General features: G+C 64.9%; 24 protein-coding genes. 13 read left to right on the top strand and 11 right to left on the bottom strand.

Annotated features, from left to right (window positions below; genetic code table 11):
* Window positions 1–73: 73 nt before the first annotated feature.
* Window positions 74–1,045, bottom strand: a complete 972-nt coding sequence (locus tag DNA98_RS01000; protein ID WP_174719983.1) for a type I phosphomannose isomerase catalytic subunit — start codon at window positions 1,043–1,045, stop codon at window positions 74–76.
* Window positions 1,046–1,094: 49 nt separating this feature from the next.
* On the opposite strand from DNA98_RS01000, the gene DNA98_RS01005 reads away from it, so the two are divergent.
* Together DNA98_RS01005 and DNA98_RS01010 are read left to right on the top strand one after the other, a co-directional pair.
* Window positions 1,095–1,721: a metallophosphoesterase gene (locus DNA98_RS01005; RefSeq protein ID WP_110524704.1), complete on the top strand. Its 627-nt coding sequence runs from the start codon at window positions 1,095–1,097 to the stop codon at window positions 1,719–1,721.
* A gap of 92 nt (window positions 1,722–1,813) precedes the next feature.
* A complete protein-coding gene (locus DNA98_RS01010) occupies window positions 1,814–2,401 on the top strand; it encodes a thioredoxin family protein (RefSeq protein ID WP_110524706.1) in 588 nt (195 codons plus the stop codon).
* Here DNA98_RS01010 and DNA98_RS01015 read toward each other — a convergent pair.
* From DNA98_RS01015 to DNA98_RS01055, 9 genes are all read right to left on the bottom strand, one after another.
* Window positions 2,387–3,253: a CopD family protein gene (locus DNA98_RS01015; protein WP_110524708.1), complete on the bottom strand. Its 867-nt coding sequence runs from the start codon at window positions 3,251–3,253 to the stop codon at window positions 2,387–2,389. The two genes, DNA98_RS01010 and DNA98_RS01015, sit on opposite strands and share 15 nt — an antisense overlap.
* 6 nt (window positions 3,254–3,259) lie before the next feature.
* Window positions 3,260–3,685 (bottom strand): copper resistance CopC family protein, encoded by a 426-nt coding sequence (locus tag DNA98_RS01020; RefSeq protein WP_110524710.1) that lies wholly within the window; start codon window positions 3,683–3,685, stop codon window positions 3,260–3,262.
* Window positions 3,682–4,113, bottom strand: a complete 432-nt coding sequence (locus tag DNA98_RS01025; protein ID WP_110524712.1) for a copper chaperone PCu(A)C — start codon at window positions 4,111–4,113, stop codon at window positions 3,682–3,684. The genes DNA98_RS01020 and DNA98_RS01025 overlap by 4 nt, the downstream gene beginning before the upstream one ends.
* A gap of 10 nt (window positions 4,114–4,123) precedes the next feature.
* Window positions 4,124–4,576, bottom strand: a complete 453-nt coding sequence (locus tag DNA98_RS01030; protein WP_110524715.1) for a DUF1775 domain-containing protein — start codon at window positions 4,574–4,576, stop codon at window positions 4,124–4,126.
* A 571-nt stretch (window positions 4,577–5,147) separates the two neighbouring features.
* A complete protein-coding gene (locus DNA98_RS01035; RefSeq protein ID WP_110524717.1) occupies window positions 5,148–5,852 on the bottom strand; it encodes a gamma carbonic anhydrase family protein in 705 nt (234 codons plus the stop codon).
* Window positions 5,849–6,268, bottom strand: a complete 420-nt coding sequence (locus DNA98_RS01040; protein WP_110524719.1) for an NUDIX hydrolase — start codon at window positions 6,266–6,268, stop codon at window positions 5,849–5,851. The genes DNA98_RS01035 and DNA98_RS01040 overlap by 4 nt, the downstream gene beginning before the upstream one ends.
* 26 nt (window positions 6,269–6,294) lie before the next feature.
* The gene (locus tag DNA98_RS01045; RefSeq protein WP_110524721.1) at window positions 6,295–7,173 is read right to left on the bottom strand and encodes a DUF1028 domain-containing protein; all 879 of its coding nucleotides are present in this window, start codon (window positions 7,171–7,173) and stop codon (window positions 6,295–6,297) included.
* 4 nt (window positions 7,174–7,177) lie between these two features.
* Window positions 7,178–7,813, bottom strand: coding sequence for a thiamine diphosphokinase (locus DNA98_RS01050; protein ID WP_110524723.1), 636 nt, complete (start codon window positions 7,811–7,813; stop codon window positions 7,178–7,180).
* Window positions 7,810–8,775, bottom strand: a complete 966-nt coding sequence (locus tag DNA98_RS01055; RefSeq protein WP_233492988.1) for an ABC transporter ATP-binding protein — start codon at window positions 8,773–8,775, stop codon at window positions 7,810–7,812. Before DNA98_RS01055 ends, DNA98_RS01050 begins: the two co-directional genes overlap by 4 nt.
* 158 nt (window positions 8,776–8,933) lie before the next feature.
* On the opposite strand from DNA98_RS01055, the gene DNA98_RS01060 reads away from it, so the two are divergent.
* The 4 genes from DNA98_RS01060 to DNA98_RS01075 all read left to right on the top strand — a co-directional run bounded on the left by DNA98_RS01060 (window position 8,934) and on the right by DNA98_RS01075 (window position 12,649).
* Window positions 8,934–9,509, top strand: a complete 576-nt coding sequence (locus tag DNA98_RS01060) for a biliverdin-producing heme oxygenase (RefSeq protein WP_158531587.1) — start codon at window positions 8,934–8,936, stop codon at window positions 9,507–9,509.
* 1 nt (window position 9,510) lies between these two features.
* Window positions 9,511–11,751 (top strand): ATP-binding protein, encoded by a 2,241-nt coding sequence (locus DNA98_RS01065; RefSeq protein ID WP_110524727.1) that lies wholly within the window; start codon window positions 9,511–9,513, stop codon window positions 11,749–11,751.
* On the top strand, window positions 11,744–12,199 hold the full coding sequence (locus DNA98_RS18455) for a response regulator (RefSeq protein ID WP_110524729.1): 456 nt from the start codon (window positions 11,744–11,746) through the stop codon (window positions 12,197–12,199). Before DNA98_RS01065 ends, DNA98_RS18455 begins: the two co-directional genes overlap by 8 nt.
* Window positions 12,200–12,271: 72 nt before the next feature.
* A complete protein-coding gene (locus DNA98_RS01075; RefSeq protein ID WP_110524731.1) occupies window positions 12,272–12,649 on the top strand; it encodes a response regulator in 378 nt (125 codons plus the stop codon).
* Here DNA98_RS01075 and DNA98_RS01080 read toward each other — a convergent pair.
* Window positions 12,603–15,086, bottom strand: a complete 2,484-nt coding sequence (locus DNA98_RS01080; RefSeq protein WP_110524733.1) for an ATP-binding protein — start codon at window positions 15,084–15,086, stop codon at window positions 12,603–12,605. The genes DNA98_RS01075 and DNA98_RS01080 overlap by 47 nt on opposite strands.
* Window positions 15,087–15,235: 149 nt before the next feature.
* Here DNA98_RS01080 and DNA98_RS01085 point away from each other — a divergent pair, with 149 nt between their 5' ends.
* From DNA98_RS01085 to DNA98_RS01115, 7 genes are all read left to right on the top strand, one after another.
* Window positions 15,236–15,922 (top strand): cytochrome c biogenesis CcdA family protein, encoded by a 687-nt coding sequence (locus DNA98_RS01085; RefSeq protein ID WP_110524735.1) that lies wholly within the window; start codon window positions 15,236–15,238, stop codon window positions 15,920–15,922.
* A gap of 27 nt (window positions 15,923–15,949) precedes the next feature.
* Window positions 15,950–16,567, top strand: a complete 618-nt coding sequence (locus DNA98_RS01090) for an ABC transporter ATP-binding protein (RefSeq protein ID WP_233492989.1) — start codon at window positions 15,950–15,952, stop codon at window positions 16,565–16,567.
* A 56-nt stretch (window positions 16,568–16,623) separates the two neighbouring features.
* On the top strand, window positions 16,624–17,289 hold the full coding sequence (locus DNA98_RS01095) for a heme exporter protein CcmB (RefSeq protein ID WP_110524739.1): 666 nt from the start codon (window positions 16,624–16,626) through the stop codon (window positions 17,287–17,289).
* A 76-nt stretch (window positions 17,290–17,365) separates the two neighbouring features.
* A complete protein-coding gene (ccsA, locus tag DNA98_RS01100) occupies window positions 17,366–18,064 on the top strand; it encodes a cytochrome c biogenesis protein CcsA (RefSeq protein WP_110524740.1) in 699 nt (232 codons plus the stop codon).
* A 118-nt stretch (window positions 18,065–18,182) separates the two neighbouring features.
* A complete protein-coding gene (gene ccmE / locus DNA98_RS01105) occupies window positions 18,183–18,611 on the top strand; it encodes a cytochrome c maturation protein CcmE (RefSeq protein ID WP_110524742.1) in 429 nt (142 codons plus the stop codon).
* 79 nt (window positions 18,612–18,690) lie between these two features.
* The gene (locus DNA98_RS01110) at window positions 18,691–20,706 is read left to right on the top strand and encodes a heme lyase CcmF/NrfE family subunit (RefSeq protein WP_110524744.1); all 2,016 of its coding nucleotides are present in this window, start codon (window positions 18,691–18,693) and stop codon (window positions 20,704–20,706) included.
* Window positions 20,703–21,233, top strand: coding sequence for a TlpA disulfide reductase family protein (locus DNA98_RS01115; protein WP_233492990.1), 531 nt, complete (start codon window positions 20,703–20,705; stop codon window positions 21,231–21,233). Before DNA98_RS01110 ends, DNA98_RS01115 begins: the two co-directional genes overlap by 4 nt.
* Window positions 21,234–21,242: the final 9 nt, after the last annotated feature.

Raw genomic sequence — 21,242 nt, forward strand, 5'->3', positions numbered from 1 at the left:
CTGGATTCATCCACAAAATTATCCACAGCTTATCCACAGATCGCTGGGTACTCTAATGGGCTCTACCAGAGCCCTAGGAACTGGAACCGCACTGCACCGCCGATGGATAGCCCTCTAACCGCTCCGGCGAAGGGATAAACGCCCCCAGCACCTCGGCATCCCCCCCAAGTCTTACCTGCTTTCCCGCCCCTATCAACAGCGTCTCGCCCCAACGCAGCGCTCGCCCTTCCCAGCTGGCCTGGCCCCGTACCGGCGTCAGGAGGAGGAAGCTCTCCCAGGGGGCCTGGAGCGTAGCGCTCCCCTGAAGCCGGTGGCGTTCGAGCACAAAAGCCCTCGAGGCCAGCAGGATCTCCTTGGGACCTTCCGCGTAGGGTTGTAGTCTAGGGACAGGGGTAGGCTCGAGCCGGGAGACCGCCAGGCCCTTCTCCAGGTGCAATTCCCGGCCTCGCCCGTAGTCGTAGAGCCTATAGGTTAGGTCGGAGCGCTGCTGCACCTCGTAGATCAGCAGCCCCGGCCCCAAGGCGTGGATGGTTCCCGCCGGGACAAAGATAACCTCTCCGGGCCCCACATCCACCCGATGCAGCTTTTCCCAAGCGCTCCCATCCAGCAACCCCTGGCGCAGTTCCTCGCGGGTCATAGGGTGCTTTAGGCCGTACACCAGCTCGCTGGTACCCTCGAGCACGTACCAGGCCTCGGTCTTGCCGTGAAAGCCGCTGGCCGCCTCGGTGGTGTGGGCATACGCGTCATCGGGGTGAACCTGCACCGAAAGCCATTCGGCGGTATCCAGAAACTTGATCAAAAGGGGCAGCTCTGAGCCGTACCGCCCGTACGGCACCGGTCCCAAAAATGCCGGCCCCAGTTCGAGCAGCACCTCGTTGAGCCGCCGCCCGGTGAAAGGAGGGCTCGAGACTAGGTTCTCGTCGTAAGCCAGCCAGAGTTCCCCGATGGGATCAGGCCTCTCCTGAGCGGTAAAGCGGGCCAGGCGAGGACCACCCCATACCCGCGGGACCGCCTGAGGCTCGAGGGCCAGCGCCGAGATCTCCATGGGCTGTATTCTACTTGCCCGCAAAAGGTAGGGTAATCTAGGCCAAACCGTGCGGATCCTAGCCCTATCGGATCAAATTCATCCCTTTATCCACCAGAACCGCTTCCCAGGGAACCTGCCGCCGTTTGATCTGGTGCTCATCGCAGGAGATTTACCTGGCAGCTACATCGAGTTCGTCGCTACCAAGGTGAGCGTTCCCTTGGTATTTGTTCACGGCAACCATAAGGAGGAATACGTACAGGACTACCTGGGCCACCTGACTCCCCCGGGGGGAGCCATCCCCGCCCACGGGCGCATCGTGGAAGTGGGCGGGGTTCGCATCGCCGGATGGGGTGGCGTACCCCGCTACAACGACCGGGATTTCGGGCAGTACACCGAGGCTGAGGTCGCGGCTCGAGTCCTCTCTTGGGCGCCGGCCCTCCTCCCCCGGCGTTATCTGCGGGGGCACGGGGTAGACATCCTCCTTACCCACGCCCCACCCCCCGGCCCCCACGCCGGGAGCGACTTCGCCCACCGCGGCAGCCCCGCTTTGGCGCTGTTTCACCGGCTTTACCGCCCCCGGCTGCACGTGCACGGGCACGTCCACCTCTACGAGGCGCAACCCAAGCGGGAATACCTGAGCCCAGAGGGGGTGCGGGTGGTGAACGCCTTCGAGTACGCCCTAATCGAGCTGTAAGGCCCTTGGCGATTGGCGTACGACCCAGGTGGGGAGGCGATAACTGTTCGCGGTTCTATAATCGCGTTCGAATTCTGCAAAATAATAAAGCCATGCTGCACTACCCCAACCTTCCCCTCGGTAGTGACCTCATAGACGCCGAATTGCCGGACCCCCAGGGCCGCCTCTACCGCCTCTCCGGTTTCCGCGAGCCGGTGCTGGCCATCGTGTTTATGTGCAACCACTGCCCCTACGTGAAGGGCTCGATCGCCGAACTTGTCGCGCTGGCCCAAAGGTACCGGGGGCAAGTGGCTTTCGTCGGGATCAACCCTAACGACTACACCCGCTACCCTGAGGACTCCCCTCAGGCCATGGATGCTTTCATAGCCGAACACGGCATCCCCTTTCCCTATCTGCTCGATGAACGCCAGGAAGTGGCCAAAGCCTACGGAGCCACCCGCACCCCCGAGCTCTTCGTGTTCGACCGGGAGCGTAAGCTTCGCTACCACGGGCGGGTCAACGACGTGCCCAAAGACGCGGCACAGGTACGTGAGCACACCCTCGAGCTGGCCCTCGAGGCCCTCCGGGAAGGCCGTGAACCCCCGGTTGCCGAGGCGCTGGCCATCGGCTGCTCCATCAAGTGGAAGCCCGGCAACGAGCCGAACCTCACCATCGAGCCCGCTCCCTCAGGGGGGCGGTGAAGTGCTGGCCAGGAACCCCGTCAGGGCCAGCACCCCCAACAACAACAGGGCCTCGAGCCGGATCAGCCGGCCCAGCCAGGCTCGCCGGTTCCCGCTTTGCACCCTGGGCAATAGCCACCAGCGGTTGAGGGCCGCCGTACCCAGGGTCGCCGCCACCCCCAGGAGTTTGCGCATCAGGGCTGCGCCATAATCCGAGGCGGTGAGGTTGGCGGCGGCGCGGGGTAGGCTGATGGCGAAGTGCTCCTGGCGGCCGCCGAGGTGAATAAGGGCCAGCAGGCTCCCGCTCAGCACGAAGACAACCACGGCTACCTCTCCCAGCTTAGAAAGGCGCTCCACCGCAGGGCGCAGCTCAGGGTGCCCGTCCCACAACAGGCCCAACGCCAGCAAGCTCCCCCCCCAGGCCACTACCACGGCGGTGTGGACCAGGTGGCCGGGCAGTGCCAGCCCCCCCTGAGCCCCAGCATGGGCGGTGAGGGTGAGGGTGGCCAGCAGCCCCAGCGCCGTCAGCACGAAGGCGGGGCGCTCGAGGGGGTAGGGGCGGCCTAGCCCCAGCGCGAGCAGGACCGCTACCAGCAAAAGCCGCAGCAGGAGCAACTGGCCCTGCTGGGTCTGGGTGAGGTAGCGCGGGGCCAGTTCCCAAAAGGGGCTTCCCAGCATCTCGCTGATGTGAACGACCAGGTACAACGAGCCCGTCGCCGTAAGGAAACCTCCGGCGAAGAGCAAAACCCTCAGCGCGGCCCGGCAGCTTTGGGCCAGCTCGGGGCCGATCCAGCGGGCGAAGAAGCCCGACCCCACCAGGGCGAAAACCCCTAGGTACAGCAGGAGGCGCGCGGTGACCTCGGCGTGCTCCATGGGCCTTTAGGGTTGGTAGACGAAGACGTAGAAGCCCTCGCTGGGATGGGTATCCACCGAGAGCACCCGCCACATCACCGCGTAGGCTCCGGGCTTGAGGCTTTCCTTGAGCTTGAGCTCCACCCGCTCGGCGGTCTGGGGGTTGCCCACCACCCCGGCGTCAGCCCGTTGCGCCTGGTCGTTGGTGGACCCTAGCAGGGTTCTGAACACGCGGGCAGCTTCGCGCTTGGCCGAGGCCAGGTCCTTTGGACCCAGCGAGTAGACCTTGAAGCTCGAGAGGGCCATCTCCACCGGCTCCGAGAAGGCTAGCTGGACGGTCGCGGGCAGGCGCTTGACGGTGCTATCGGGGGCTGGGGTGGCTTGGGTGAGCAGGGCGTGGGCCAGGGCCGCCCCGGCTAGGGCCAGGGCGGCGAGCAGGGTCAGCGATCTCATTGGTCCCTCACGGTGGCCTCGAGGGCCTGGGTATGCCCATCGGCAAAGCGCAGCACCAAGCGCACTTTCTGGCCTAGCTTGAGGGGTTGCTTGAGGCCCTCGAGCATCAGGTGGATCCCGCCGGGCTTGAGCTCGAGGCGTCCTTTGGGCGGGATGGTGAGGGAGTCCAGGGGTTTCATGCCGGTCATCTCTCCGTGGCCCATGTGCTCGGTGCTCGAGGTGGTGTGGAGGCTGACCCGAGCGGCGATGGGGCTCGAGACCCCCACGATCTTCACCGATTCCCCAAGCGCTGGGTTGATGAGGGTCATGTAGGCCGCGGTGGTGTTTCCCGGGAGAAGGCGTACCCAGGCGTTCTCGATTTGCAGGGAGTGGGCTAAGCCGAGCGAGCCCAGCGAGAGGGCGAGCATCCAGCCAACGATGCGGTGCATGTGGGCCTCCTCACTTGATCTCCACCGACGAAGCCGGGGTATCGGCGCTGGGGTCTTCTTTGTCCCAGGCTACCACGCTGCCGTCGGCGTACTTTTGGTAGACCTTCCAGTACAGCTTGGTGGGCGACTGGGGGTTGCGGCCTTGGAAGACGAAGCGGGCGAATTCTCCCTCTTCGATCCGGCCCCTCCAGGTGACCTCGGTGATCAGGCCGTTGGCGTCCTTGACCACGCTGCGTTCCCAGCCAGGGGTTTGCAGAAAGCGGGTGAGGACGAAGCCCGCGGGCACCACCAGCCGGACCTCCACGGTAGCCAGGGGTTTTTCCACCGGGACCTGGAGGCGGTAGGTTTCAAAGGCTCCGGTTTTGGACTCGGCCAAGCCAGCCTCCGTGCGGACGGTGGCGTGGGCCAAGGCACTAGGTAGAAGGGCAAGGGCGAACACGGCGATCCAGTGTGGGATCTTCATGAGAACACTCCTATAACCGGTGAGCACCGGTTAGGCTCGAGGGCTTGAGGTCGTAGGGCTCTCCTGGCTCAAGCCGAGGCGCATTTTCGCCAAGCGGAATGAGGGCCGGCGAGCCGACACGAAAAACTCAAGCCTGGTATAGGAGGGGCCCGGCTGGCCGTCGGTAGATAGTGGATGCGTCGGGGTTGCGGGGGGCCGAACCTCAGCCGGGGTTGATGTCTGGGGCTGCCCCAGCCCACCACGCGCTCGGTACTGGGGCCAGGATCGGTGAACTGGATGGTGCAGAGCGGGCAGTGCTCGTGGTGGTCATGCGGAGGGTGGGCGGGGGACTCGTGGTCTGCATGAGCCATCGGGCCCATCGCTTGGGGTGGCGCCGATACGGCCTGCGCCACCTCGGGCAGCAGTAGGACGGCCCGCAGCGCATGGGCGGTGGAGGCCAGCAGCGCGCACAGCACCAACCCAACCACGGCTCCTGTCAGGCGGCGTGAAGCGGGGTTGGGTAGGGCGGGTGGCATGGCCTTACCCTGAGTATGCCATCTTGCTCAGGACAATCGTCCCTCGGGTGGCCCCCTTAGCCTTGGCTGATGAGCCCTTCGCGGAGGAGGAGGTGCAGGATGGGGCCGTTGCCCTCGAGGCCTTCCAATTTTCCCTCGGCCACGCTGCGCAAAAGCCCGATGGCCTGAGGATGTTCGCGCTTGAGCGACAGGTGCAGGTCGCTGAAGGGGTTGAGGGCGTCCTGGCCCCGCAGCGTGAGGCGGTAATGGGGCATCGCCTTGACCTCGTACAGCCCGCCCTTGTAGCGCTGGGCCAGCGCTCGGTAACGGGGGGCGTTCTGAGGGGTTTCCGCGGGGCCTTTGACTTTGGCGGGGACCCCCACCACCAGCGTCCCTGCGGGTACCTCCATCCCGCTGGGGACCAAGGCTCCGGCCCCCACCACCGCCCCCTTGCCGATTTTGGCCTTGTTGAGCACCACCGCCCCGATCCCGATCAGGGCCCCGTCCTCCACGGTGGCCCCGTGAACTACCGCCCGGTGGCCTACGGTGACGTTTTTGCCGAGCAGGCAGGGATCGCCGGGGTCGGCGTGCAGGACGGCCCCGTCTTGTACGTTGCTCCCCGCTCCGATCACGATTCGTTCGGCATCGCCCCGCGCCACCGCGCCAAACCATAGGGAGGCTCCTTCTCCCACCTCCACTCGCCCAATCACCACCGCCTCGGGGGCCACGAAGGCCGAGGGGTGGATGTTGGGTTCCCACTCCTCGAGCCGATACACGCTCAAAGCGCACCTCCGGCAAGCCCCAGGGCCTCTTGCAGCAGCCTCAGGTCCTCAGGGAAAGCCAGCAGCCGCCGGGCCTCCTCGGGTTCGAAGAACCCCGCCCCGGTCATGCCGGGCTCGAGCCGAACTTTTCCCTCGCCGCGCATCAAAAACCAGTGGATTTCCCGCTGGATTCCTCGGTGGTTGGTGTAGCGGGTAGGGGAGAGCGCGCTCACCACCCGGGCCTGGATTCCGGTCTCCTCCCGCACCTCGCGGATGGCGGCCTGCTCGAAGCTTTCTCCCTGGTCTACGTGGCCCTTGGGGAAGACCCAGTAGCCCATGCGGTCCCGCAAGAGCAACACCTCACCGGCCTGGTTAAGCACTACTCCTCCAGCTCCCACAACGCTCACGTCCTCACCCTGCCTTAGATTCTCGCACATTTCTCGAGGGGGCCCCGCCGGGCTTTTTAGCGGGCAGGTTCTGCCGAATCGAATTTTCCTTTTAGATAGCCCAGGGCCTCCGGGTCCAAGTAGGGCCCGCCGGGGTAGCGCTCCTCCAGGTTTTCCATCCCGATGAGCTCAGCAAAGGCCCTCTCGGTGGCCTCGTCCCAGACCCCGCTGACGTCTCCCGCATAGTGCCCTTCTCGCCGCAGCAGGGCCTGGATCCAGGCGATGTCTTCCGGCGAGAGGGGCTCGGGGTTTTGCGGTTTGCTGAAGAGGAGGCGGTGGATCCTCAGGAGGCGCTCGAGCTCGGCGCAGGGGTCGGGGTGGTCGTCCACCCGCAGGTCGACCCAGCGGTCCATCCCGCCATAGCCCTTGCCCGCCCCCACCACCACCAAGGCCGCCGACTGCCGTCCGCGCCGGTCCCCTCCGGCTCGGTCGGCGGCCAGCAAAGCCGCCGTCAGGCGCTCCGGGAAGGGCAGGTCGGTGCGGCTATGGAAGGTTTCTACCAGCGCCTGTACCACCTCCGGCCCGGCCAGGAGGTTGCCCTGGGCGGCGTAATTGGGGCCGGCCTGGCCCCCGGCCCAGGGGTGGCACTCCGCCCCGGTAAAGCTGAGGCTTTCCCCCTGGGCGCTCACCAGGCCAAACTGGCGCTTTTCCAGCTCTGGATCGGTGCGGCGAAAGGTGGTGAGCGCCTCCTCTACCCCTGCTCCGGCTTTCAGCAGGGCCAACCCCTGCGGGCCAAACCGGGGGTTGGCGTACGACTGGGTGGCGACCGCCCCCACCCCGGCCTCGAGCCAGGGCACCACGGAGCCCACGGCCAAAAACTTGCTGGCCACGGCGATGCCCAGGTCGCCGGTTTCTGGGTCGCGGGCGACGAGGGAAAAGGTAGCGACCGGCGTCATGGCCCTATGCTACGCCGTCGAGGTAGACGAAGACTACCCCGTAGCCTTTGCTGAGCTCGAGCCCTACCGGGCCTAGAGTCTCGTTGGAGAGGGTGAGGCTCGAGCCCAGCTCCACCCGCGCCCCGGCGAGCGGCCAGCGCACTCCCCCTAGGCGCAAGCCCTCCAGGTCGCTCAAGCCCACCACGCTGAGCCGCCTTCCCGGCGCCAGCTCGAGCCTGAGCTTTCCGGGTAGCAGTGGGTAAGCTTCCTCGGTTCCGCTCGAGAGCCGCACCCTTAGGCCCTGCTCCGCCAGCCGGAGGGCCAGGGTGAGGTGGGCGAGGGTCTGGTCGGTGCGCCCGCCCAGGGCCCCCACCAGCCAGAGTTCGCGCGCCCCCAGGGCCAGGGCCGCCTCGAGGGCGAGTTCGCCGTCGGTCTTGTCCTTGGCGGTGGGGTGGACCTGGCGAGGGACGTGGGCGTAGCGCTGGAGCAGCTCGGGGGGGCTCGAGTCGAAGTCGCCCACCCAGAGCTCGGGTTCCAAGCCGAGCGGGGCGGCGTGGGCCATGCCGCCGTCGGCGGCGATGGCCCGGGCCCCGGCCAATTGGGCCTTCAGCTGGGCGGTGGGTACTAGCGGCCCGGAGAGGAGGATGGCGAAGCGGCTCATGCCGCCTCCTCGTTGAGGGCCAAAAGGTGCTCGAACCGGATCGTGAGGCCGACGGCCTGGCCCTCGCTGAGCCCGGGGTCGGGGCCTTCCCAGTACAGCCTGAGCCCCCGCAACTCCAGCCACAACCCCACCCGGCTCCCGTAGAACAGCCGCTCCAGCACCCGAGCAGGGTGTCCTTCCCCGAGCTCCAGGGCCGCCGGGGGAACCAGGTGAGGGACTTCGGGCAGGCCCAGGCTTCGGCTCTCCTGGGCGCTCAAAACATTCTTGTGCCCTAAGAACCGGGCCGTCCAGGCGTCTTTAGGCCGTGCGTACAGCTGTTCCGGAGCGTCCGATTGCACCACCCGGCCCGCGCGCAACACCGCCACCCGATGGGCCAACACGAAGGCCTCGGCCTGGTCGTGGGTCACCACCAAGGCCGTGACCGAGGTGCGCCGCAGGATGTCCCGTAGCTCGAGCAGGAGCTCCTCACGAAGCCGCAGGTCCAAGGCCCCTAGGGGCTCATCCAGCAAGAGCAGCCGGGGTTCGGGGGCCAGCGCCCGGGCCAGCGCCACCCGCTGACGCTCGCCGCCGGAGAGCGCTTCGGGGCGTTTGCGGGCGTGGGGAAAGAGGTGGGTCAGCTCGAGCATCTCCCGCACCCGAGATGCGATGCGGGCTTCATTCCAGCGCCCCTCCCGCAGGCCGAAGGCGATGTTTTCGTAGACGGTGAGGTGCGGGAAGAGGGCGTAGTCCTGGAATACCAACCCCACCCCCCGCCGCTCGGGAGGGAGGGGGGTGAGGTCGGCCTCGCCAAAGGTAATCCGCCCGGCCTCCGGGGTCTCGAGGCCCGCCACCAGCCGCAGCAGGGTGCTCTTCCCCGAACCCGAGGGCCCCAAAAGGGCCAGGGTCTGCCCCAGAGGGACTTCCAAGGTGGCCCTGAGGACGAAACCGGGGTAGCTTTTGCGCACCTCCTCCACCCGCAGCACCCCTCGATTATCCCTGATCTTGCGGCTAACGCTCGAGGGCTATGCGGGGAGATCGCAATCGAAGGTAATTCTATCGCCATTTTATTCTAGCTACTTGTTTTAGATGTTAAACTGCAAGGTGCTATAGTTTTGAATAATCCGTAGAGATGAGGATGAATATGCACGTACGAGGGGGGGCTTCGGATATCATGCTCTACCTAAAAGAGGCCACCCGTGGTGAACATGAGCGGCTTGAGGCGCTGCTGCCGGTTTTCGATCCGGCCTTTGACCGCGGGCGCTATGTGATATTACTGAGCCAGATTTATCAGGCAGTGGCTCCCCTCGAATCCCGCCTGAGCACCTTACCTTTACCGCCAGCTTTATGCCTTAGCGAGCGACTCAAAAGCCCGGCGCTGCGCGCGGACCTGCTTGCTTTGGGCGCGGAGTTGCCCCCTCTTCCTACGGCCTTGTCTTGGCTGCCCCAAGAGGTGCCGGAAGCCTTGGGGGCCATGTACGTCTTGGAGGGCTCGAGCTTGGGCGGGCAGTTGATCTCGCGGCACCTCCAGAATAGCCTAGGCCTCAGCCCGGAGCGGGGGCTACGCTACTTCGTTGGTTACGGTCCCAAGACCAGCGCGATGTGGAAATCCTTTGGTCAGATCTTGCGGCAGCAAGTACTGCCCGGCAGCGAAGAGCAGGTCGCCGAGGGGGCGCGCTGTACATTTGCGTTATTTGGCCAATTCTTGCGGGGGGGATAGCATGGGCTACGAGGAGGCGGGCTTGTTGCCCCCCACCTATCTGGGCGGGCCGGTCATTACTCCTGACAACTGCGACCGCGAGCCCATTCATATTCCGGGAAGTATCCAGCCCCACGGGGCCTTGCTCGCGGTAGATGCGCATACTCAGCTCATCCTGCAAACCAGCGTTAATACCGCCGCCCACCTTGGTCAGCCCCCGGAAAGCCTGCGTGGGTCTTCGCTGGCGACTGTTTTGTCAGAAGCGGCGCTCCAGCCAATGCTGGCCGCTTTGCCGGTCGGATCGCCGGATAACCTTCAGTACCGCACCACGCTGGATCTGCCGGTTGGCCGCCGGGCGCTGACTGCCCACCGGGTACAGGATCTGCTGATCTTGGAATTCGAGGCCAGCCAAGGGTATGACCCAACCGGTCCGCACGCCTTGCGCAACGCGGTTTTTGCCCTCGAGGGGGCACCGACGTTGGACGGGCTTGTACAGGTGGCAGCGCAAGTAGTTCGAGAGATTTCCGGTTTCGACCGGGTGATGATCTATCGTTTCGCCCCCGACGCTAGCGGCGAGGTTATCGCTGAAGCGCGCCGGGCCGATCTCTTTAGCTTTTTGGGGCACCGCTTTCCTGAATCGGATATTCCAGCTCAGGCTCGGGCTCTTTACCTTCGGCATTTGTTGCGGATGACCGCGAATGTGGAGGCTCAGCCTGTGCCGCTCGAACCCTTACTTAACCCCCAAAACGGCCAACCTACCCCGCTGGGCGGAGCGGTGCTGCGGGCTACCTCGCCGATGCATATACAGTACCTGCGGAATATGGGGGTAGCCTCCAGCTTGTCGGTCTCCATCGTGGTGGAAGGGCGTCTATGGGGGTTGATCTCTTGCCACCACCTCACCCCCTACGTAGTACCACCTGAGATTCGCACCGCGTTGGAGTACTTAGGCCGCTTGCTTAGCTTGCAGGTGCAGATTAAATCCCGTGCCGACACCGATGCTTTTCGGGCTCGCTTGCATGCTCAACACGCACGGTTAGTAGAAGCGGTGGCCCATTCGTTGGATCCTCTCGAAACCCTGAGCGACGAACGGCTGGACTTGGCTGGGCTTATGCGGGCCAGTGGGGTCATCGTATTTTTTGAAGGGCGCTGGCGGGCTCGTGGACAGACTCCTTCTCCCACGGAGATAGAAAACCTTCTCGCTTGGCTGCGCACCCAGGAAGGCTCTTTTCTGTATACCGACGCTTTGGCTGAACTTTGGCCGCCTGCGGCCCAGCTTAGCGACCGGGCCAGCGGCCTGCTAGCCATCGGAGTGGGCAACAACTGGGCGGAAGGAGTGGTGTGGCTGCGGCCCGAGATCGCTACCGTGGCCCGCTGGGGTGGGGCTACCCCACAAAGCGCCAAGGATTCCCTAGGGCCACGCCGCTCCTTTGCCACTTATGTAGAGACCGTGCGAGGACGGTCCGAACCTTGGCATCCCGGTGAACTGGAAGAGGCCCAAGACCTTCAGCGCGCCCTGACGGCGACATTGGGGGAGCGGTTGCACGTGCTGCGGGCGCTAAACGCTGCCCTCGAGCGCTCCAATGCAGAGTGGCAACGGCTCGCCTTCGTGATCGCCCATGATATGCAAGAGCCGGTACGTCTGATCGCGCAATTCGCCGAACTTTTCGCCTTGCGTTACCGTCAGCAATTGGATGGACAGGCTGAGCGGATCTTGCACTTTTTGCTCGACGAGACAGCCCGGCTACGCACTCTCACCCAAGACCTCTATGCCTACACCGCGCTGCTCTCGGCACCCCCTTTAACCCGCCGCCCGGTGGCGCTGGATGAGGTACTGCGGGATGTGCTGGCTAAGCTAGAACCGCAGATCCGGGAAACTCAAGCTCGCCTCCGCCTACCGGAGCAAGCGCCCTTGCTTCAGGCAGATCCCGAGCGCCTACGCGACCTATTGCTGCATCTTTTGCGCAATGCTTTGACTTTTGGTGGGCGTCCTCCCCGGATTGAGGTAGAGCTCGAGCGTGTGCCAGGAGCCTGGCAGCTCACCGTGCGTGATCACGGCCCAGGAATTCCGCCAGAGTACCATGAGCAGGTGTTCGGCCTTTTTCAACGGCTGGGACGGCGTGAGGATGCACCGGGTAACGGTATCGGGTTAGCCCTTTGCCGTAAGATTGCCGAGCAACACGGCGGCCGCTTGACCCTGCAATCTACTCCCGGCGCCGGTTGCGCGTTTACGTTTTTTCTCCCCGATCCGGAGCATCATGGCTAATCCTCCCCTCCGCATACTTCTTGTCGAAGACAATCCCGCCGACGTCTTCTTGATGGAAGCAGCCCTAGAGCTGGGCGAGCTGCCGCATACCCTTTTATTGGCCCGTGACGGTCAAGAAGCCTTGGAACTCCTTCGAGGAGCGCGTAGCCAGGATAGTTTGCCGGACCTCATCCTATTAGACCTCAATCTTCCACGTCTCAGCGGCTTTGATGTCTTGCAGGCCATTCGTCAAGACCCTCAGCTTAGCCACCTCACGGTAGTGGTTTTTACCACCTCGAACGCCCATTCTGACGTTCAGAGGGCCTATGCCCTGCAAGCCAATGCGTATGTGGTCAAGCCTCCGGGGCTCGATGATCTTCTTAGAATAATCAGCCAGCTCAAGTCCTTTTGGTTCGAGGCAGCTAGCCTGCCGTGTAGCTACCCACACTTAGAGGGGGGTAGGACATAGCCAGCGGGGTCCTTACGTGACGCAAAAACACCTTTCGCCCTCGGGGAATGGGCTACACTTGAAGCCGATATCATGGCCGTGACCCTCCTGGTGGTAGACGACGAGCCCCACATGCGCTTGCTGGCATCCCGTATCCTCTCCAATGCGGGGTATCAGGTGTTTCAAGCCGCCCACGGGGCAGAGGCGCTGGAGGTCTTGTTGCAACACCCGGAGATCCGGTTGGTGGTTACCGATATCGCCATGCCGGTGATGGATGGGCTCGAGCTTTTGCAAAAGCTGGCGGTGCGGGGAACCCCTCCGGTGGTGGTGATCTCGGCCCGCAGCAGTCAGCGCGACGAGGAGATGGCCCTTGGGTTGGGGGCCAAGGCCTTTTTGGCCAAACCCTTTCGCGGGGAGGAGCTGCTTAGGTTGGTTGCGGCTGAGTTGCATGGAGGGGGAGGGTCAGGCTGAAGGTGGTGCCCTTGCCTACCTCCGATTCCACCCAGATCCGCCCGCCGTGGGCCTCCACGATGGCTTTGGAGATGTAAAGTCCCAGCCCGGTCCCCGACACCCCGCGCGAGACGGCACTTTGGGTGCGCCCGTAGCGCTGGAACAGCCGGCTTTGTTCGGATTCGGGGATGCCCGGGCCGGTGTCCTCCACCTCTATCTTCAGGCTGTCGCCCTCGAGCCTGGCCCGCAGGGTGACCCTCCCGCCCTTAGGGGTAAACTTGAAAGCGTTGGAGAGCAGGTTGCCCATCACCTGGCCGATGCGGTCGGGGTCGGCCTCGACCGGCGGGAGGGGGGGGATCTCCCGGTGGAACTCCACCTGGGAGAGCTGGGCCACCCCGGCGAAGCTGTCGGCTACCCCCCGCAGGGTTTCCTCGAGCTGTACCGGGCGCTTGTACACCTCAAAGCGCCCCGCCTCGAGCCGCGAGGAGTCCAGCAGGTTATCCACCATGTTCTTCAGCCGCCGTCCGTTGTCGTAGATGATTCGCAAGAACTCCTGGCCTTCTTCAAGCGGGATCTCCCCGCTGGTGAGCAGCTCGGCAAACCCCATGATGGCCGCCAGCGGGGTGCGCAGCTCGTGGCTCACCGCCGCGATGAACTCGCTTTTGATCCGTTCGGCGTCTTTTTGCGGGGTCACGTCGCGGATGATGAGCAGGCCCTGCTGGGGGGCGATCTGCACGGCCCGCCCTTCGTAATCGCGCAAGCGCCCATCGGTACGGATCTGGTATTCAAAAAAGGGCAGGCGGCCTTGGGTAAGGGCCGCGTGCAGCGCCTCCATGGCCCGGTTGGCCGCTTCGGGAGGCAGTACCTCCGAAAGGGTACGGCCCAAAAAGGACTCGCCCGAGACCGGCAGGGGCTCCTCGCGGGCGGACTTGTACTCCTGGATGCGCCCTTCCTGATTCACCACGAAGAGCATGTCGGGGATGGCTTGCAGAATGGCCCGGTTGCGCGACTCGCTTTCACGTATGGCCTGCTCGGCTAGCTTGCGCTGGGTGATTTCGTGCAGCACCAGTACCCTGAGCCGGCCCTCGCGGGTGCCCAGCACGCTGAAGGTGCGGCCTTTTAGCTCCACCTCGAGCTCCCGCCCCTCGAGCGCGGGGTAGAGGTAGTCGGGCAGATCGCCAAGCTCTACCTCGCGCTCCAGCCCCAAGGCCTCTCGCGCCAAGCGGTTGGCGAAGCCCCGGTCCTCTTCGAGCACGATCACCCCATCGCCCATCTGCTCGAGCGCCTCGGTGAGTTTGCTGCGCTCGAGGGCTAAGGCCTCGGAGAGCCGGGCCTGCTCGGCGTAGACCTGCGCGTTCTTGATGGCTACGCCCGCGGTGTTGCACAAAAGCTGCACATACCACAGGTCTTCCACCACCACCTCGGTGCCCTTGGGGCCGTGGTCCACCGCTACCACCCCCAGCACCTCCATGTCGGTCTGGGTCTGCGCTGGCTTTCCGGGCTCCACGAATGTAGGTGAAAAGGCGGTGATGGGCACAAACGCCATGCTCTCGCTGTTCACCCAAGGAGGAAGCTGCTCCTTGGTAGCGAGCACCGGGCGGCGCAAACGGGCGGCCTGGGCCATGGGGTCGCTCGAGCCCTGGATGGGAATGCGGATGCGGCTATGCCCCCGGGTGCGGTAGACCTGCCCCTCCTTGACCGTGAGAAACCCCTGCAAAAAGTCGTTTTGGTTGACCGCGACGGTCACCCGATGGTATCCGAAATCCTTGTGCAGCCGCACCGCCAGGGTCTCGAGAATGGCCCCCAGGTCGAGGTTGCGCACCACTTGGCGGGAGAGCGCGCTCACCAGCTCGAGCTGGCGGCTCCGCTGGGCTAGCCGGGCGCGGCTTTCGGTCACTTCCTCGTAGACCCGGGCGTTGCGCACCGCCAGGGCGGTGGAGCGGGCGATGAGCGGCATCAGCTCGCGGGTTCCCTCCGGGAAATGCCCCTCCAGGGAGAGCACCCCCATCGCCCCGAAGTGGCGGCAACTGGGGCAGACCAGCGCTCGGTTGACCTTGGTGGCCTTGGGGCTGATGGTGCAGGAGCGCTCTGGGGTGACCCAGCAGTAGGGGTTCCCGCCCGAAGGGGCCGCTTGCAACACGATGGGCAGCAGGTAATCGCCTTCTTTGACGATCCCCTCGGGGGGGGCGAAAAAGGCCTCTTGGACGGGGCCTTTCCTCGAGAGCGGCAAGGCGATGGTGGTGACGGTCTGGTGAGCCCCCGAGGCTACCTCCCCCCGCAGGTCCTGTTCCGCCGGGTGATAGAGAAAGATCGAGGCCCGCTCGGCGCCCAGTTGGCGGGTGGTGGCCGAGAGCAGGTTACGCAGCACCGGCTTGAGCTCCACGTCCGAGAGCAGCGCCTCGTGCAAAGCGGCCATCACCGCGGCGGGTTCGGCAGAGGCTTTGCGCCAGCGAAACATCTTCTATAGCCTAGAACATCCGGGCGGTTTCTCCCAGGCATTTGGCCGGGCGAAGTACGAATGTCCCGCAAGCCTTGCCTAGGATGGACCTGCGGGGTGTGTAAACCGCCTGACGTATGGCTGCCGCGGTACACCTTTAATCTGAAGCCATGACCCTTACCTTTGTTTCCGCTTTCTTCGCGGGGCTTTTCTCGTTTTTGTCGCCCTGCGTTTTGCCGCTGGTGCCCACGTATTTGCTCTACTTGGGGGGTGAGCGCGGGCGGCCTCTATTCAACGCCCTCTTTTTCGTGGGGGGGTTCGGGCTGGTGTTCTTGCTGCTGGGGCTGCCTTTTACCCTGCTGGGTAACCTGCTGGCCGAGCACAAGAGCCTGCTGGGGCGGGTTGGCGGGGCGGTGATGATCCTGTTTGGGGCTTACATGTTCAACCTCTTCGGCCTCAAGAGCTTGGCCTCGAGGGGGGTGGGCCTGCGCTATCAGGGCGACACGGCGCGGCCTTGGGGGGCTTTCGTGCTGGGGGTGGTGCTGGCTTTGGGCTGGACGCCTTGCATCGGCCCCATCCTGGGCGGTATCCTCACCCTCACCACGGTGGAGGGGCGGGGGGCCGAACTGCTGCTTATCTACATTCTGGGGTTGGCCGTGCCGTTTTTGCTGGTGGCGGTGTTCGCCGACCGGGCAGTGGCCTTGATCCGCCGCACCGGCCACCTCACCAAATGGGTCGAGCGCGGCGCCGGGGCCTTTCTGATGCTGGTCGGGGCCTTGCTCCTCAGCGGCTACTACACCCAGCTCAACGGCTTCTTTCTCAAGATCACCCCTTCCTGGCTGCTCGAGCGGCTATAATTACCCCTACCCGGTATGCTACGCCCCATGACCCCTTCCCCCCCGCCGCCCTACCTGCTCCGTGCCGAGGCCCTCTCCAAGCGTTACGGGCGGGAGTGGGTGATCCGGGAACTGGATTTTAGTCTGGCCGGGGGTGAGGTGGTGGCGCTTTTGGGGCCCAACGGGGCGGGCAAGACCACCCTCTTGCGCCTGCTGGCCGGGTTGGTGCGCCCCACCGCAGGGAGGGTGAGCGCTCAGGCCAAGGTCGGCCTGCTGGCCAATCCCCCGGCCTTCTACCGCCACCTCTCGGGAGAGGAGAACCTGGCCTATGCCCTGCGCCTGGAGGGCCGCAGGGTAGACCTGGGGGCGATCCGCCAGCTCCTCGCGCACCTTGGGTTACCCCCCAAGAAGCCGGTGCTCTCGTACTCGAGCGGGATGAAAAAGCGTTTGGCCTTAGGCCGGATGCAGTTGCTTGGGACCGAGGTCTGGCTCCTCGACGAGCCGGAGGCGGCCCTGGATGCCCAAGGCCGGGAGCTCCTGGGCGAGATCGTGCGCCAAGCGCGCAGGGGAGGCGGGGTGGTGATCGCCACCCATGACCGGACCTGGATCTCCACCCTGGCCGACCGCCAGGTGGTGTTGGGCCATACCGCGAGGGGTGAGCGGTGAGGGCGGTGGAATCTTCTCCCAGAGCGTACTCCGGTAGCCTGGAAAGCGGAGGGGCGGTGCGGAGGATTTTTTGGTTGGCCTGGCGCGATTTGACCCTCGAGCTGCGGGGGCGGGCCGGGCTACTGGCGGTGGTGTTTTTCCTCACGGTGATGCTGCTCATCCTGGGGCTGGCCTTTGGCCCCTACCCCCAGGACTTGCGCAAGGCCGCGCCGGGGGTGTTATGGGTGGCGCTGGCTTTTGCCGGGAGCCTGTTGGCGGGCCGGGCTTTCGGGCTCGAGCTCGAGGACAACACCCTGGATGACCTGCTGCTCACCCCCGGCGGCAAGGAGTGGATCTACTTCGGCAAGCTGCTGTTTCAGATGCTCCTGCTCCTGTTGGTGGGAATCGTCCTGATCGTGTTCACCGCCGGGCTTTTCTACCTGCCGCTCTCGGCCTGGCCGGGGCTCTTGCTCACCTTGCTATTGGGCACCTTGGGTTACGCCAGCGTCTCCAGCTTCTACGCTGGGATGCTGGCCCGCTTGCGCGGGCGCGAGGTGCTGCTGCCCTTGCTCTTGTTCCCCATTGTGGTCCCGGTGGTGCTTTCCTCGGTGCAGGCCACCATCGCCTTGGTCCAAGGTACGCCGGTGGCCGAGATGCGCCACTGGTGGCAGCTTCTGTTGGTCTTCGACGTGATCTACGTTACGGTGTGCAGCCTGCTTTTTCCCTGGGTGCTGGAGGGGTGAGCGTCATGCTCTACATCTGGCCCGGCCCAGCGTACCCATTCTCATGCCGCTTGTCGGACAATAGAAAGGAGTCCGTATGCAGACCCTCGAGCGCACCCCTGCTACCCGCCTGGACGGCCTGACCCTGGCCCTCCTGGGAACCGGCACCCTGGCCTTTCTCGTTGCCCTGTACTTCGTGCTGACCTCCCCCCCTGAGGTGAGCCAGGGGTACGTCTACCGGATCGTCTTCGTTCATATCTCCACGGCCTGGGTGGGGTATCTGGCCTGCTTCGGCTGCCTGGCCTACTCGGTGGCCTACCTGGTGACCCGAAAACCCGCCCACGACCGCATGGCCGCGGTGATGGCCGAGCTGATCCTGTTGTTCATGGGCCTGACCCTGGTGCAGGGGATGCTCTATGCCCGCCCGACCTGGGGGGTGTACTGGGAGTGGGAACCCCGCCTCACCACCACCGCCATCCTCTTTGCCGTCTACGTGGGCTACTTCGTGCTGCGCGCGGCCATCGAAGATCCTGAGCTCAGGGCCAAGGCCGCCGCAGCGGTGGGCATCTTGGGGGTCATCAACGTGCCCATCAGCTACATGTCGGTGATCTGGTGGCGCAGCCTGCACCAGGTGCAAAGCTTCAACCTCACCACCGGCAAAAGCCAGTTCGACCCGGCCATGCTCCCCGCGCTCTTGGTGACCCTAACGGCCCTCACCTTGCTCCTTTTCGGTTTCGCCCGCTTCAAGGGGTACCTGGCCGCCCAGAGCGCCCATAAGGAGGCCATGGATGGATAACCCCCTGTTCAACCCGGCCAACCCCTTCGTGGTCTGGGCCTACCTGCTTACTTACGGAGCGGTGCTAGGGTATCTGGGCTATTTGGTCTGGCGCTACCGGCGGAGGGAGTAAGGAAGAATGAAACCCAAATACATCCTCGGCATCCTGGTCGTCCTCGCGGCACTGGCCTACATGGTCTTTGGCGGCCTGGGGCAGAACCTGGTGTACTTCATCACCCCTTCGGAGTACTTCCAGCAGCCTGCGCGCTACCAAAACCGGCCGGTGCGGCTGGGCGGGATCGTCAAAGCCGGGACGGTTCGCTACAACAAGGACACCCTCGAGCTGCGCTTTGTCCTTTCCGACGGGGTTTCTGAGGTTCCGGTGGAGGCCCGGGGTACCCCTCCGGCGCTCTTCAAGGAGCGCCAGGGGGTGGTGGTGGAGGGCCGCTTCCAGGGCCAGAGCTTTCGGGGGGATACCCTCTTGGTAAAACACTCGGAGTCCTACCAGGCACCTAAAGCGGGCTGGACCCCCGACCAAGTACGCAAGCTGATCGAGGAGACCAGATGAAGCCGTACGTTTTAGGCGATACGCTTAAGGGACCTTTTGACGTACCCCGTGCGACGCACGAGGTGAGGCGGAGGTAGGCATGACCCCCGGCCTCCTCGGTGGACTCTCGCTGGTCGCTGCGCTCCTTTTCTCGCTGATCGGGCTGGGTTTGTCTGGCTTCGCCCATTTCCAGCGGGACGGGCGCTACCTCGAGGCCGCCCGACGCACCTCGGGGCTGGCCCTGCTCGCGGCCCTGGTGGCCTTCGGGGCGCTCGAGTGGGCCTTGCTCAGCGATGATTTCAGCGTACGGTATGTGGCGGAGCACCACTCCAGCACCTCGCCCCTATGGGTCAAGCTGGTCACCCCCTGGGCGGCGCTCGAGGGCAGCATCCTGCTATGGGCTACCCTGCAAACCCTCTATACCTGGATCGTCTCCTGGCGGGTGCATACCCGCGCCCTTCCCGGGGGCAAAAACGGCCTCGATCCCTACCGCGCCCCTATCGCGCTGGGGGTGCTTTTCACCGTGCAGGTGTTCTTCTTCGCGGTGATGGTCTTTCTGGCCCATCCCTTCGACGCGGTGATCCCCCCGCCCACCGAGGGGCCAGGGCCTAACCCGCTCTTGCAAAACCACTGGATGATGGCGGTGCACCCGGTGCTGATGTACCTGGGCTTCGTAGGCTTCAGCGTGCCGTTTGCCTATGCGGTAGCGGCGATGGCCACCCGGCGCTACCAGAGCTGGGTGCACGAGACCCGCTGGTGGACCATGATCGCCTGGGGCTTCCTGACCGCGGGCAAGATGGCCGGGGCCTGGTGGAGCTACGAGGTGCTGGGTTGGGGCGGGTACTGGGCCTGGGACCCGGTGGAAAACGCCTCCTTCCTGCCCTGGTTGCTCGCCACGGCTTTCTTGCACACCTCCATGGTGCAGGAGCGGCGGGGACTGTTGCGAAGCTGGAACTTTGCATTGGTGATCCTGACCTTCGTCGCCACCTTCTTCATGACCTTTCTGACCCGCTCGGGGGTCATCCAGTCGGTGCACGCGTTTGGTGAAGGGCCGGTGGGGCCGGTGTTTCTGGCCTTCTTGCTCTCGGTGGCGTTCGCCAGCTTTTACTTCCTCTCCCGAGTCTCCTCGGAGCTTCGCGATGCCGGGGAGGTGCGCCTTGTGAGCCGCGAAGGGGCCTTGCTGGGTGGGGCCATCCTCTTCACCGTGTTCACCTTCGTGGTGCTGGTCGGCACGGTCTGGCCGCTGGTGGTGGAGGCCCTGAGCGGGGCCAAGGTTTCCGTAGGGGCCCCCTTCTTCAACCAGATGGCGGCCCCCTTCGGGGTGTTCATGCTGACGCTGATGGGCATCGGGCCGGTATTGCCCTGGCGGCGGAGCAAGCCTGAGGCGGTGCGTAACCTGCAGATCCTGTTGGCGGTGCTGTTGATCGGCACGCTGGTGGGGTTGGCTCGGGGCTGGACCGTAGGGGTTTCGCTAGCGGTGGGGCTTTTCCTGTATAACCTGGCGGCGGTGGGGTTGATGGTGGACCAGGGGGTGCGCGAGCGGGCCAGATCGCTGGGCATTTCGGCGGCCCGAGCCCTGGCGGATCTCGCCCTCAGCAACAAGCGGCGCTTCGGCAGCCACATCGTTCACGTGGGGGTGGCGTTGGGCTGTCTGGCCATCGCCTTCAGCCAGGCCTACCGGGTAGAGGCGCAGAAGACCCTGCGCCTCGGGGAGACCTGGAAAGAGGTGGGGCTCGAGGTGCGGCTGATCGACCTGCGGCAGCTACAAGAACCCAACCGCCTGGCCACCGTCGCGGTCTTGGAGGTGCGCGGCACCTCTCGTCAGGGCCTGTGGGCGGAAGGGCAGTACCGGCCCCGGCTCAACGTCTACCGGGCGATGAACCAGCCGTTGCCCTCCCCTGCGGTGAAGTACACCCCGGGCAACGATTACTACTTCATCCTTCAGCAGTTCGGCCAGGACGAGCGGGGGGTGTGGGCTACGGTGCGGGTGATCGTCACCCCGCTGGTGCTGTGGTTGTGGGTGGCGGGGATGATCGTGGTTTTGGGGACGCTCTACATCCTATGGCCTGCGGGCGTGCGGGCTTTGGCCAAGGCTCCCGGAGGGGCCACCGCGTGAAGCGCTTGTGGCCCTTCGCCCTGCTGGTCGGGTTGGGGGCGCTGTTGTTCTGGGGTTTGCGGCGGGGCGACCCCGGTGCGCTGCCTTCGGTGTTGGTGGGAAAACCGGCCCCGGATTTTACCCTGCCCACCTTCGCTCCGTACCGAGCGGAGTGGGGGGAGCAGCTCCAGCTTTCCAAGTACCTGGGTCGAAAACCCATCCTGCTCAATCTATGGGCCAGTTGGTGCGTGCCCTGCCGTGACGAGGCCCCCCTGCTCGAGGCCGCCTGGCGGCGCTACAGAGACCGCCTGCTGATCCTGGGGGTGAACGTGCAGGATACCAACCCCGGGGCGGCCTTGGGGTTCATCCAAGAGTTCAGCCTCACCTTCCCCAGCGGCATCGACACAAACGGGCGGGTCTGGATCGACTATGGCGGCTACGGGGTGCCCGAGACCTTCTTGATCGGCAAAGACGGCAAGGTGCTTTACCGCCACGCCGGGCCGCTGAGCCCGGCCACGCTCCAGGAGTTGTTGAGGAAGGTGCTATAGGGGATGGCG

It is taken from the genome of Meiothermus sp. Pnk-1, from assembly GCF_003226535.1.
GTDB lineage: Bacteria > Deinococcota > Deinococci > Deinococcales > Thermaceae > Allomeiothermus.